Annotated in this window: 12 protein-coding genes and 1 pseudogene; 5 read left to right on the top strand and 8 right to left on the bottom strand. The window is 42.8% G+C overall.

All coding sequences use genetic code 11. The annotated features are described in order from the left end of the window. The first annotated feature begins 6 nt into the window (after positions 1-6). Entirely contained in the window at positions 7-2676 is a 2670-nt protein-coding gene (locus U1P77_RS02190) for a copper-transporting P-type ATPase (protein WP_321155791.1), read from the top strand. 80 nt (positions 2677-2756) lie between these two features. Further along, positions 2757-3011, top strand: coding sequence for a Sec-independent protein translocase subunit TatA (tatA, locus tag U1P77_RS02195; RefSeq protein WP_321155792.1), 255 nt, complete (start codon positions 2757-2759; stop codon positions 3009-3011). A gap of 392 nt (positions 3012-3403) precedes the next feature. Here the strand turns inward: tatA and U1P77_RS02200 are convergent, their stop codons facing one another. Both U1P77_RS02200 and U1P77_RS02205 read right to left on the bottom strand, forming a co-directional pair. Next, positions 3404-4636 carry a YeeE/YedE family protein gene (locus tag U1P77_RS02200; protein WP_321155793.1) on the bottom strand — a complete coding sequence of 411 codons (1233 nt, stop codon included), beginning with the start codon at positions 4634-4636 and terminating at the stop codon, positions 3404-3406. A 692-nt stretch (positions 4637-5328) separates the two neighbouring features. Then, on the bottom strand, positions 5329-5835 hold the full coding sequence (locus tag U1P77_RS02205; protein ID WP_321155794.1) for a hypothetical protein: 507 nt from the start codon (positions 5833-5835) through the stop codon (positions 5329-5331). A gap of 34 nt (positions 5836-5869) precedes the next feature. Between U1P77_RS02205 and U1P77_RS02210 the strand changes: the two genes are divergently transcribed. Continuing rightward, positions 5870-6013 (top strand): hypothetical protein, encoded by a 144-nt coding sequence (locus tag U1P77_RS02210; RefSeq protein ID WP_321155795.1) that lies wholly within the window; start codon positions 5870-5872, stop codon positions 6011-6013. A gap of 75 nt (positions 6014-6088) precedes the next feature. Continuing rightward, positions 6089-6478: a DUF6122 family protein gene (locus tag U1P77_RS02215; protein WP_321155796.1), complete on the top strand. Its 390-nt coding sequence runs from the start codon at positions 6089-6091 to the stop codon at positions 6476-6478. A gap of 245 nt (positions 6479-6723) precedes the next feature. Here the strand turns inward: U1P77_RS02215 and U1P77_RS02220 are convergent, their stop codons facing one another. From U1P77_RS02220 to tnpA, 5 genes are all read right to left on the bottom strand, one after another. After that, a complete protein-coding gene (locus U1P77_RS02220) occupies positions 6724-7920 on the bottom strand; it encodes a leucine-rich repeat domain-containing protein (RefSeq protein ID WP_321155797.1) in 1197 nt (398 codons plus the stop codon). A 111-nt stretch (positions 7921-8031) separates the two neighbouring features. Then, positions 8032-8769 (bottom strand): PAP2 family lipid A phosphatase, encoded by a 738-nt coding sequence (locus U1P77_RS02225; protein WP_321155798.1) that lies wholly within the window; start codon positions 8767-8769, stop codon positions 8032-8034. Between the two features lie 48 nt (positions 8770-8817). Further along, on the bottom strand, positions 8818-9291 hold the full coding sequence (locus U1P77_RS02230; RefSeq protein WP_321155799.1) for a diacylglycerol kinase: 474 nt from the start codon (positions 9289-9291) through the stop codon (positions 8818-8820). Positions 9292-9589: 298 nt separating this feature from the next. Further along, the gene (locus tag U1P77_RS02235; RefSeq protein WP_321155800.1) at positions 9590-10954 is read right to left on the bottom strand and encodes a sensor histidine kinase; all 1365 of its coding nucleotides are present in this window, start codon (positions 10952-10954) and stop codon (positions 9590-9592) included. A gap of 126 nt (positions 10955-11080) precedes the next feature. Then, positions 11081-11491 carry an IS200/IS605 family transposase gene (gene tnpA / locus U1P77_RS02240; RefSeq protein ID WP_321155677.1) on the bottom strand — a complete coding sequence of 137 codons (411 nt, stop codon included), beginning with the start codon at positions 11489-11491 and terminating at the stop codon, positions 11081-11083. A 48-nt stretch (positions 11492-11539) separates the two neighbouring features. On the opposite strand from tnpA, the pseudogene U1P77_RS02245 reads away from it, so the two are divergent. Next, positions 11540-12695 (top strand): annotated as a pseudogene (locus U1P77_RS02245) (RNA-guided endonuclease InsQ/TnpB family protein). A 69-nt stretch (positions 12696-12764) separates the two neighbouring features. Here the strand turns inward: U1P77_RS02245 and U1P77_RS02250 are convergent. Further along, positions 12765-13442, bottom strand: coding sequence for a response regulator transcription factor (locus U1P77_RS02250; protein ID WP_321155801.1), 678 nt, complete (start codon positions 13440-13442; stop codon positions 12765-12767). Positions 13443-13463 lie beyond the last annotated feature (21 nt).

Consider the following 13463-nt stretch of genomic DNA (forward strand, 5'->3'; position numbering starts at 1 on the left):
ATAGTCATGAAACACGATACGACAAAAAAGACTTCGGACAGTGAAGACCATGATTGCTGTGACGGTACAGCGAATACAGATGTAAAGTCTGTCAAAGGCGGCAAATACGATAAGGTGCCGACCAGCTACAGTGGCACAGTTTACACCTGCCCAATGCATCCAGAAGTGAGAGACGTTGAAGATAGCGGCTGTCCAATATGCAAAATGTCTCTCAAACCTGAAGACACTGTTGCCCAAATGACAGATAACCACGCAAGCGGTAGCGGTACGGCGAATACAGATATAAAACCTACTAAAGGTGGTAAGTACGATAAGGTGCCTGTCAACTACAGCGGTACTGTTTACACCTGCCCAATGCATCCAGAGGTGAGAGATATTGAAGATAGTGGCTGTCCAATATGTAAAATGTTTCTTAAACCTGAAGACTCTGATAATGAGATATCTGATAATGAGATGAAAGATGACCACGCAAGCTGTCATGGTACAGCGAATACAGATGTAAAGTCTGTCAAAGGTGGCAAATACGATAAGGTGCCAGCTGGCTACAGTGGTACTGTGTACACCTGTCCCATGCATCCTGAGGTCAGGGATGTTGAGAATAGCGGCTGTCCTATATGTGGAATGGCGCTTGAGCCAGAAACTATCACCGCCGGAGAAGAAGATACCTCAGAGCTCGATGATATGACGCGTCGACTTTGGATTTGCACGGTGCTTACCATACCGCTATTTCTGTATGCAATGAGCGATATGGTAGGGATAAACCTAGATAATATTGGTCAATATAATCTCTCTGGGCAGATTGCACAATGGATTCAGCTAGCGCTTGCAACCCCAGTTGTGCTTTGGGGTGCAGCGCCTTTCTTCGTTCGAGGATGGCAATCAATAAAAAGTCGAAACTTGAACATGTTTACTTTGATTGCGGTAGGCGTAGGTACGGCTTTTGGTTTCAGTCTGGTGGCCACCTTTTTGCCGAATATTTTTCCAGACAGCTTCAGGAACACCGCTGGTCAAGTTGGGGTGTACTATGAAGCAGCAGCGGTTATCACGACACTGGTGCTACTGGGTCAGGTTCTAGAGCTTAAGGCTAGAAGTCAGACCTCTGGTGCGATTCGTGCTCTGCTCGAGCTAGCCCCGCCAACGGCAAGACGTGTAGATGAGAACGATGTTGAGACAGAAGTGTCACTTGACGAGGTTGTCAGTGGCGACAGACTGCGGGTGAAGCCCGGAGAAAAGCTTCCTGTAGACGGCACTGTACTTGAGGGCAGTAGTAGCATCGATGAGTCGATGGTGACTGGTGAACCAATTCCAGTCTCGAAGGCGCAAGGTGATACGGTCACCGGCGGTACAGTGAACGGTACGGGAACACTATTGGTTGAAGCGGTCGATGTTGGTGAGGACACCGTATTGTCCAAAATCGTCAAGATGGTTGCTGAAGCCCAGCGCAGCCGTGCGCCGATACAGCGACTGGCAGATCAGGTGGCAGGTTGGTTCGTACCGATCGTTATTGTCTGTTCTGTTGTGACCTTTATTGTCTGGGCACTGTTCGGACCTGCGCCTGCTATGGCCTATGCACTGGTCAATGCTATCGCTGTATTGATCATAGCTTGCCCGTGTGCATTAGGACTTGCCACGCCGATGTCGATTATGGTTGGCACCGGAAAGGGTGCTCAACATGGGGTACTCATCAAGAGTGCTGAAGCACTAGAGAGCATGGAAAAAGTCGACACCATCGTTGTAGATAAAACGGGAACACTGACAGCAGGCAAACCAGAACTCACTGCTATCGAAGCGCTTGGTGGCTTAGATGAGGATGAACTCCTTATACTTGTCGCAGCCGTAGAGAGTGCTAGCGAACATCCTTTGGCAGAAGCTATTGTCAATGCTGCAAAGGCAAAATCTCTCGATACTGCTAAAGCCAGCGATTTTAGTTCGACCACCGGTGAAGGCGCTCAGGCGCTTGTTGATGGCAAGCAGGTAGCCGTAGGCAACTCAAAATTCATGCAGCGACTCGACAGTTTTGATAGCTCTCTTTCAGAACGCGCTGACAAACGTAGGAAGGACGGTGAAACCGTAATGTTCGTCGCAGTAGATGGGCAAGCCGCTGGTTTAATTTCAGTCGCCGATCCGATCAAGCCGAGTACCAGTGAGGCAATATCGCTACTCCATAAGGCTGGACTGCGGGTGGTCATGCTGACAGGTGACAACGAAGTAACGGCCAAAGCGGTTGCCAGCAAGTTAAATATTGACGAGGTACACGCTGATGTCTCTCCGGAGGACAAAAACCGTATCATTAAGGAGCTACAAAATAGTGGTAAGGTCGTAGCTATGGCAGGTGACGGTATCAATGATGCCCCCGCGCTTGCACAGGCTGATGTCGGCATCGCAATGGGTACTGGCACAGATGTGGCTATGGAGAGTGCAAGCATCACCCTAGTGAAGGGTGATCTAATGGGTATTGTCAGAGCACACAAACTGAGCCGTTCCACGATGCGTAACATCAAGCAGAATCTATTTTTTGCGTTTATATACAACGGACTCGGTATACCGCTTGCTGCTGGCCTCCTATATCCATTTTTTGGGCTTTTACTCAGTCCAATGATAGCGGCCGCTGCCATGAGCTTTTCTTCGGTATCGGTTATCGGTAACGCGCTGAGATTACGCCGTCTGAAGCTGTAATAGTAGTACGGTGACAAGATTTATACAGCACTATTATAAATACTGGTCTTATCAAGACCTCAAAATATAAGGATACCGTTATGGGTAGTTTTTCTATTACACATTGGCTGATTTTATTGGTTGTGGTGGTGGTCGTATTTGGTACCGCTAAGCTTAAAAATGCTGGTAAAGATTTAGGTGGTGCAGTGAAAGGTTTTAAAGAAGCGGTCAAAGATGAAGAGACCGAGCATGACCGCAAGAACCGCGCACTTAATCATGAAGGCAATCTGCCAGTACCAGATACTGATTCAAGTACACAGGCTGGCACTCAGGTTGATGATAAGCACAAGGTGTAAATAGTGCCGCGTATAGATAGCGACACTCAATAACTTGCTAATCGATATTTTAGAAAAAGCTATCAGTTGTGCAAAGTAGGATATTTAGTAGAAAACGTTTTTAACAGCTCAGTCAATCGTTTCGAGCAGCTGCCAGCAGATATAACAAGCGAAAGCAACGTTATGAAAATACGGTTGCTCGCGCTTGCGCTGATCTATAGTGGAAATGATGAATGTTCAAAACTCTCTAATAGTGGCTAATATAGGCAATGCTAAATAAAAGCGATATGTAGATAAATGCGTGCAGCTGGTAAAAATTTTCTAGCGTGCTTTGCGCTTCGCCAGACAGAGGCTGCAAAAATTTCTACCAGCCACACTGTCTCTGTTTTAAAGTGTACCGACTATACTTTGAATTAGCACACAGAGTCATTAGATTTTGGCACAGACAGCCCGAACATTGGACGCAAGTATAACGCTAAGAAAGTACCCGCCAGTGCAAGTATTCCCCAAATATAACCGTGCAAGCTGAAGGATGCTATACCACCAAAATAAGCACCGATGTTGCAGCCAAATGCAAGCCGGGCACCGTATCCCATCAACAATCCGCCAATAACTGAAGCGGAAAAATTACCTACAGTCACTTGTGTGAATTTGAACAACCCACCAGCCGCCGACGCGATAAAAGCGCCCATAATGATACCGATATTCAATACAGTAGTTGAATCTGCAAAAATAGAGGCATCAAGCGCCGCTGCATTGGTACCTTGCCAATAGCCCCAGCCGGCCACGTCTACACCCAAAGCCCCAGCAATCTTAGAGCCCCATAATGCAAATGCGGAAGTAATGCCCCATGGTTGGCCACGGGTCGCCAATGTCAGCGCATTAAGAACGGCTAATACAATCGCCGCTGCAAACAGTGGCCAAGACCCGCGGAAAATCCGTTTCCATCCGCTTGTAGAAGGTATGGGTGCCATCTTAGGTGCTTGTCTTTTCTTTTCAATGGTTAACGTGAACCATGAGATCAAACCGAAAAGCGCAAGCGATACTAGCCAAGCACCGCTGTAACCAAGATCAGTGGACGTGGCAAGTGAATAGGATCCAAAAGCAGGCATCTCTTCTGTCCAGAACGGCAAATGGTAAGCACCAATGGTCGCGCCGATTATAAAGAAGATAAAAGTTACAAACATGACAGAACGTCCACCGCCTAATGCATAGAGAGTACCAGAAGCACAGCCGCCACCAAGCTGCATTCCGATTCCAAATAGGAAAGATCCGACTATTAGGCTGACACCCACCGGCGCTACGTAGCCTGCAACCGAACCTCCAAAAAATGTGCTGCCATAAGCAAGGATTGGCGCAAATAAAGTAACTGCGACAGCTAACATTAGCATATGGGAGCGCATAGCCTGCCCATTGCCCACCGACATTATACGTCTAAAGGCAGAGGTAAATCCGAAACGGGCATGAAAAAGGGTATAGCCTAGCAGCAAACCGATTCCAAGAAGAAGCGATTGGGAAATATGCTGTGTATCAAGTAAATAAATGAGTAGAAGCAATACAGCAATGGCTCCTCCTGCTATCAGGATTTTCTGTGGGGCATTCAATGCCAGATCTTCTCTTATGATCGGACCTTTTGTATCGTTCACAGGTTGAACTCTAGTAGTCAATGTAATAACGTCCTTTTCCAACGCATTTTGTTGGAACTAATTTTTATAATGTTTGAGGATGTTTAAGTCGATTTGTTGTGCTTGTCGATAACGGCAAGTGTCAATAACGGCGAGGAGAATTACTCTTAAAGGTCAAGGAGTAGGGCTTTACTAAGCTGCCCTTCTTGGTGGTATTGAACGACCGACAAGTAATCACTACATCATAATCTTATTGGCATTAAAGTAAACCTGAGGCGACTAGAAGAATAGGGATTAACATATGAGAATATGGAATAATAGATAATTTAGCTAAGGTTAGTTGATATTTGTATCAGGGAATTTTTGATATTAGCAATAAATTAATGGTAAAAAATAGCGAGCAGTATCTTTAAATTTTCATATAGAAAAGATGCCATTTGCTATGCTTTGCATAATGCTCACTGACTATAAGTGGATGAGACTAAGGCCAAGAATAGAAGGTGTCATCACTGTTTCGGTACTGTTCCGTTAGTATATATACCGAGGCACCGTTTGCTGGCGTCTCCCAACGACAGATCAGACTGCTACCTGCTGCACGTGTTTATCAAGGTCAGACGACTAACTTCCGTACGCCAGGAGGTGGATTTGCGCCAGTTTTCCAAGTGTGATTGTGTGGTGGGCTAAGTAACACCAGCCGCCTTTAATACGAACATCTATTGCTTGGATACCTGCCAACCTAGAAACATCCATTTGACAGCGTAGATCAATGCCGTCGGAATGACCATCCACTGAGCAAGCGGCAACGCACCTATGCCTAGCAACGGAATGTCAGGCATAAGATCACTATAACTCCACCTCTGGCCAGCTCCAGTTGCCCAGTACTCAAAGATTATTGTCACAATCAGGCCGAAGCCAATGTATACCGATAAAGTCGACAGACGCCACGGCTTTGTAATCCAGAACCAGTCTTTTACAAACAACGCCCCGAGAACGTAGGCGCCAAAAGCAATATTTGCATCACCGACGGTCGCACGCGTACAAAGCCAGACCACGTCCCAGTGTCTCGCTTCGGCCATGCCAGAGAAGAACGGTACCTGTGCCATCTCCCAAAAAAAATGGAGAAAAAAACTGACGCTCCACACCATCAGGGCAAGCACAGCTGACGCCGCTGCTCGGCGCGATTGGCTTACAAGAGTCATAATTCCTCCAAAAATAGCCATAGCCATAGCCATAGCAATAAATACAATTCCATGTTTGCTCGATCGTCGTTACCAGACCGAGGCACCGTTTACTGGCGTCTCCCAACGGCAGATTAGCATGTTGCCTGCTGCGCGTATTTATCAAGGTCAGGTGACTAACTTCCGTACACCAGGTGGTGGATTCGCGCCTGTGTTTTAGGTGTAATTGTATGCCTTTGCTTGTATGCTACTCTTAGAACACTTTCTAAAACACCCTCTTAAATCGGAAAAAGCGATGATTCAAACTGTTACCCATTATTTTCTACATTTTGGTATGCCGTTGATTATCGCCTACACGTTTTTTCGTAATGACTATAAGCGAGTATATTTGATCCTACTAGCAACCATGCTGGTAGATTTAGATCATCTGCTAGCAACACCTATTTTTTCGCCCAATCGCTGTAGTATTAATTTTCATCCGCTGCATACTTATTATGCGATGGCAGTATATGTAGGCATGTTTTTTTTACCGAAGCCCTACAAATTAATTGGTTTAGGATTATTACTGCATATGTTGACTGATTTAAATGACTGCGTAATGACTTATCTTGATTGTCCACAATGTTTGAGCGAGGCTGCTGCCCGTGAATTGGTAGCGTGGTTAGGTAGCAATATTCGGAGTTAGAGAGTAGGTACCGACACTAAAAATTTCGTATATGAGTGCAGCTTTAGAAAATGGGGAATGAAGCATATTAAGCATAATTGGAGACCAATAGCCACTGGTATAGCGTAGCAATTGAAACACTTAGGTCTGAATAACTACGTAAATATAGGTTCGAGAGAGTTTATAAGAAGAAAGCGCGAACAGAGCTGGTCAGCATTTTTTTAGAACTGAACAACACATATTGCACTGTACCATCAGCTGTACGACTATTGCTCCCAACCATATACTACATCTATAGTACTTAAGTGATCTATTACCTTCGGAGAAAGTTTAACAAATGGATTTCCATTAAGATTAATCCATTCTAAATTAGTTAGCTGTGTGAGACTGTCAGGTAAATCTCTAAGATTACAGTCAGTAAGGTTAATCTTAGTTAAGTTAGTAAGCTGACTAATACTCTCAGGCAAATCTCTCAGCTCACAATTAATAAGATTAAGCTCAATTAGGTTAGTCAGTTTCCCAATACTATCAGGTAGCTCTCTGAGGTCACAGTGGATAAGATCAAGCCTAGTAAGATTAGTGAGTTCTCCGATACTGTCAGGTAGCTCTTTAAACTCAGAATGGCTAATAAAAAGCTCAGTCAGGTTACTGAGTTGACCAATGCTATCCGGTAATTCTTTAAGCTCACAATGATTAATATAAAGCTTATTTAAATTAGTAAGCTGACCAATACTAGCTGGCAAATATTTGAGTTTACAGTGAATAAGATCGAGCTGAGTAAGATTAGTAAGTTGACCCATACTATCCGGCAGATGTTTGAGCTCACAATAGCTAATAAACAGCTTAACAAGTTTGTGGAGTTGACCAATGCTGTTAGGTAGCTCCCTAAGCTCACAATGCACAAGATCAAGTATCGTAAGGTTGCTAAGTTGCCCAATATTGTGGGGCAAGCATCTAAGCTGACAGCGACTAATAAAAAGCCTATTGAGGTTGGTAAGTTGACTGATACTGTCAGGCAGTTCTTTAAGTTGACTTTCATCTATAAAGAGTTCAGTAAGGTTACTGAGTTGTCCGATACTATCAGGTAATGCTGTAAGGTTAGAATGACTAATAGAAAGTTTGGTCAGGTTAGGGAGTTGGCCTATATTCTGCGGTAAATGACTCGAATAGATACCACTAATAGTTATTTCTACGAGATTGGTGAGAAAGGTGAGTTCATCAGGTATATAGTCCATTCTATAGACATCTCTAGAGTGTTGTTCATCCAGCTCAGGCTCTAAAACTTCCAGCTTCTTTATGGCTAGTAGCGCCTCTTTATTACGAGGGACTTCAGAGTCCAGTAACTCAAAATCGTCTGCCCATACCCATATTTTCTCAATCCAACTGTCATCAGTATCTAGAGCTTTATTGGTAGCATTAGATTCAGGGGTATCTTGATAACTCTTATTATTATTTTGAGCCATAACCTTACTCCTTCCTATATTGACAGAATGTATCTAGGACTTAATAAAGTTAAATAATAGCACAACCGCTATTGCTAGCGTCAGGCGAACTATCAAAAAAGGATAACCAACCTATATCGCTGTTCTTATGTTTATAGTAGGCCTTTTGAAAAAAACACTTGCGAACGCGCAAGCTATCGTCAATGACAGCAACATAGATATCAAAGTATGACTAAAAAAATGGTCGCCAAAGAGCATCTTATACAGACCCATTGTCCATCCTAAAATAGTGACTATTGTAAATATTTTGTAGCGATGCTGTCGTAGGGTTGGTAAAAACGCTAACCCATATAAAGAAAACCCTGCGCTAGCATGAGCGGCTGGAAAGCATTTTTCTGGTGTCATGGCTACTATGTTTTGCCAGAGGTTAAGATAGGGCAAATCGCCATTGAAAAGAGTCAAGTGATTCGGGCAACTAACGTGGGTTACGCCTTTTAGCAGTGCAATACTAGTAGGTACCATAATTATGGTCATTAACAGATAGCCTAGCTCTCGGCTGGATAATGCTGAAATTGGCTTAACAAAGAATAGCTTAGCAATCTTGATATTAGAATATCGACTTTGCCAATACCGCCAAGTTAATGTCGTTATTAAGTAGATGCCCAATAAAATTAATAGTAACTTAGGGAAGTCATAAAAAATAAAAGCATAAGGCTGCGCGCCTTTTTCTAACAGCCAATGTCCGTTTGAATAGAAGAGCTCACTAATACGAACATCAAGTTGGCTGTGCTCAAATGTCAGGGTCGCAATGATAGTTAAGCACAGTAATTTGAGCCAGACCCAATCAGTTGAGTTATTTTCTGAAGTCATTGATACGCCTTATAAAATATATTAACTTGTGATATACCTAAGTATTACTCAATACAAAAGGCTTGATAACGCCATTAACCATAATATCAACAAAAGTAATAATGCCAAAAATTGCGCAGCAGAACCCACATCTTTGGCTATTTTAGCGAGCGGATGTTGGTTCGTTGAGGTATGGTCAACACTGGCTTCAATACCCGTGTTAAATAACTCAACGATAAGGGATAAAAAAGAGGCGATTATCAGCATCATTTTTATACTGGTATCAAAAGGGATGAATATAATGGCAATGAACAACACAAGATTAAGCCAAAAAACCTGTCTAAAAGCCGCCTCAAACTTGTAAGCCGCTTTAAAGCCATCTAAAGAGTAACCTGTGGCTTTCATAACACGAGAAAACCCTTTTTTGCCTTTAGCATGACTGGCATAGCTATCGGGATCAAGCAACTGGTTGGCGGGCGTTTGGTTTAGAGGGTCGCAATTGACCTGGTCGTCATCAAGATTAATGGGATTAACTTTGCTCATACTAATTTCTTAATAGTCATTGACGGTAGGGTATGTTGTGAATTTCAAGCAGTATAGAAAACAGTTAAAACCAGCATACCTTCATTGTAAAACCAGTATAAAACAGTGAAGATTAAGAAAACGTTAAGACAGTATTAGTTCTCGCATATAACAATCCGTTAAGTGCGAGGGTTATTGTTTTAGGGGTCTTGTAATAGAGTTTTCGTTGAGCTTATAAGATAAAGGACATTCAGTACCATTCGCCGTCCAACCAATTTTTCAAAGACAGTCCATTTATAGCCGCTATTTATGAGAAACATTATTTATAATAAATACTAAACGTACTGCCACCGGTCTCATTCGCTTGATGCGTTAACTGCCAGTCCATATGAGTCATAATACGCTGCACGATACTAAGCCCCAGACCTGTACCTTCTACGTCACTACTAGAGCTAGAGTATTCATGCGACGCGGACTGATTTTTGGACTCGTTATCACTTTGATCGCCTGTACTTTTATGATCTAAACGTTCAAATCTTTCGTATAGCAAAGGCATCATAATCTCAGGAATACCAAGGCCAGTATCGGTCACCGTAATCTTTTCAGCATCGATAGTGACGATTACTTCGCCATCATCGGTGTATTGAAAAGCATTTTTTATTAAATTACCCAAGGCCATTTTTAGCAGTTCAGGTCGTACGTCTGCCACATAGTCCTGCTCAGCAACTATTGTGCAAGTCACGGGTTTGTATTTGAGTAAATATTTTAGGCGTGTAACCTCATTCATGGCAATAGTATTGATAGACGTCTGCGGTGTGTCCAGTTGTTCAGGATTACGAGATAGCAGCAATAAAGCACTGATAATCTCAGAGGTTTCTTTAGCGGTATTGCTGATACGGTCGGTAAATTCGCTCAAGCGACTATTATCTTCTAATTGCGCTGCAAGCACTTCTGATGCTCCTAAGATAATAGTCAATGGTGTGCGTAGCTCGTGACTGACATCCCCTGTAAACAGCTGCTCTCGCTTTAAATACTGTGCTAGCTTATGATTTTTATCATCAATGGCCCGTGCCAATACCCCAACTTCTGAAGGCAGATGGGTCAATTGGGTTAAATTTTGATGATCAGTCTCTACTGCTTGCTTTAGGGATAATAACGGCTTAGTGATTTGTTTGGAGGATAAATGAGAGAATATCGCTGCGATAAGTAAACTCAAAATGACAGCGATTTTCAGCGCATCAGCAAATATGTCTTCTAGGTGCTCAAAAATTGCTAAGACCGGATAGTTTGCCATCACCATTTCGGTGTCTTCTAAGTAAGTCAAAATATAATCTCGTTTATTTTTTTTATAATTGAAAAAATGAAGTTTAGTCTTAGTTTTATTTTCTTCAGTGTTTATAGTCACCGAAATTTCTTGCACCATTTCAGTTGCCAGAGTTTGTAGGCTCAAAGGTGCCTTGTCGTAATGGTAAATCTTAATGCCCGGATCGGCAGTATAAATAGCCCGTTCGCCATACTTCTCTTGACTAAGCTCTAGCTGCTGTAAGAGACGACCTTTTACCAATTCTTGTTCCATTCTAACCTCAGCATATAAGAAAATACTGACGAAAGTCGCACACAGCAAAACCGCAAACACGAGGTAGGATAGCCGAAATTTATTGACGATGGAGGTTAGATTGAACATAGCGTTTACTTCTTAGATAGTAAGAAACGACAAATAACTGAGTCGTAACGGTTGTAGATGTGATTGGTTGTTTATCAAAAAGTGCCGTAAAACCACGTCGTTCTAAGGCGTGGATGTAAGGCATTTCTAGTTAGGTACTTGCTGTTGGTCGATATATTGTCTAATAACTTCAATTGAAGCCCCGCCACAGCTTGAAGCAAAATAACTGGGCGACCACAGTGCGCTACCCCAAAGTTCTTGATTGATAGAAACGTAGTTTTTTTTACGAATCATTCTGCTAGACACCCCTTTTAAGCTATTTACTAAAGATGAAATGCTGACTTTTGGCGGGTAATTAACCAAAAGATGCACATGATCTTCTTCACCATTAAACTCTACGAGCTGAGCATTAAAATCCTGACAGACCTGATTTAATATTAAGCTCAGTTCATCTAACCCCTCTTTGGTAAATACTTTTCCTCTATATTTAGTAACAAAGACCAAATGAACGTGAAGATTATAAACAACGTGTCTACCACGCCTTAATGTGTTTGACATACCATTAGACCAAATGTAAAATAACATTAAATCATTATAGTTTAAACCATGAAAACACTCAAGCTACGTATCAAAGATAAGCACGCCAATCAGTTAAATAAGCTGTCTGGCGCGGTGAATTTTGTGTGGAACTATGTGAATGATTTGAGTTTTAAGCACTTACAACGCACCGGGCATTTCTTTTCAGCATACGATATAGCAGCCTATACCAAAGGCAGCGGTGAATTTCTAAATCTGCACAGCCAAACCCTTCAAGCGATCACTGAAACCCATGCCAAAAGCCGCAAGCAATTTAAGAAAGCAAAACTGAATTGGCGCACTAACAACCCTAAAGCCAAGCGTAAAAGCTTAGGCTGGATTCCTTTTAAAAAATCGGCCATCAAGTATTTAGGTGTCAAGAAGGCGGGTAAGAAAAGCCTTAAATCCACCATTCAATTCAGTCTTACCAAAGGTAAAAACCTGACTATTGATGTGTGGGATAGCTACAATTTAGCCCTCTACACCATCAATACTTGTGAATTAATACAAGACAGTCGTGGTCTTTGGTATGCGTGCGTGACGGTTAAAGAGTTTCCAAAGATTGAGCGCGGTACTGGTGAGGTTGGTATCGACTTAGGGTGCAAGGATTCAGCGACGACAAGCGACGGTGACACCTTAGTAACCAAATTGACCCATAAATACGCACCAAAACTAGGCATCGCTCAACGCGCTAATAATAAAGAGCGGGTTAAGGCCATTCATGCCAAGATAAAAAATACCCGCCAAGACTTGATCCATAAATTCACCACTAAGCTTGTCAAAGATAATAAAACAATCATTGTTGGCAAACTACAATCAAAATCATTCACTTCAAGCAAACTGGCCAAGTCCGTCTATGACGCTGGTTGGTTTGAAGTAAAACGGCATGAGCGAGGATAAAGTAAAGCACTGCTTTGCCCGAGCGCAAGGCGTAGGGCTATGCCTGAAGTTAACCTATAAATGCGAGAACGCAGGTTGCCATTATGACGAGGTGAATGAAAGCTACACCACCCAAACCTGTTCGTGCTGCGGCTCACGCCAAAACAGTCCGAAAGGTAGGACAGATTTGAGAATAAGAGAATGGCTTTGCGAGTGCGGTGTCACTCATCAACGCGACGTTAATGCGGCAAAAAACATTCTTGCGCTCGGGCTTGAGCGTCTAGCAGTAGGAATCACCGTCGTTTAGGGCGGTGAGGAAGTCAAAGAAGCGCGCATTAGAATTAGGTCATAAAACGTCAACAATTACCATTAATGATCAGAGATCTATGATCTGATAGCCGACACCTGGTACCGTAACTATAAGGGCTTTGGAAAATGGCTTGTCGACCTGTGTACGGACACTATGCATATGTGTACGCAAAGCATCACTACTTGGAATATCTTGCCCCCATATCTTTTCCTCAAGCTCGGTTTTACTGACTACCCGAGGCGAGGCACTCATTAACGTATGCAAGACCTTAAACCCTATCGGTGTCAGTTTTATCAGTCGATCTTCTCGCTTCACATTATGCTCATTAGGATTTAAAAACAATGCCCCTACGGTAAGGTTGTGCTGAAAATGTTCATCTTGATCACGTCGTATCAAGGCTTTGATACGGGCTTCTAATTCGACTAGTGAGAACGGTTTAACCAGATAATCATCGGCACCACTATCAAACCCTGCCACCTTATCCATAATAGTGTCACGTGCTGTGAGCATTAATACTGGAGTCTTATTATGCAGATCTTCTCTAAGCTTTTTGCATAATTTGGTGCCATTTATACCTGGGAGCATTACGTCCAACAATATAACGTCATAACGATTGCTTGACGCCAGTGCCAAGCCGCTAAGTCCATTATGAGCATTGTCTAGCTCAAAACCTTTTGGCTCAAAAAAAGCATAAATATTTGCCACAATATCGGGATTATCTTCAATAACGAGTATTTTGTACATAATTGCCACCATCTCAAAAAA

Source organism: Psychrobacter sp. LV10R520-6 (assembly GCF_900182925.1).
In the GTDB taxonomy this organism is placed as follows: domain Bacteria; phylum Pseudomonadota; class Gammaproteobacteria; order Pseudomonadales; family Moraxellaceae; genus Psychrobacter.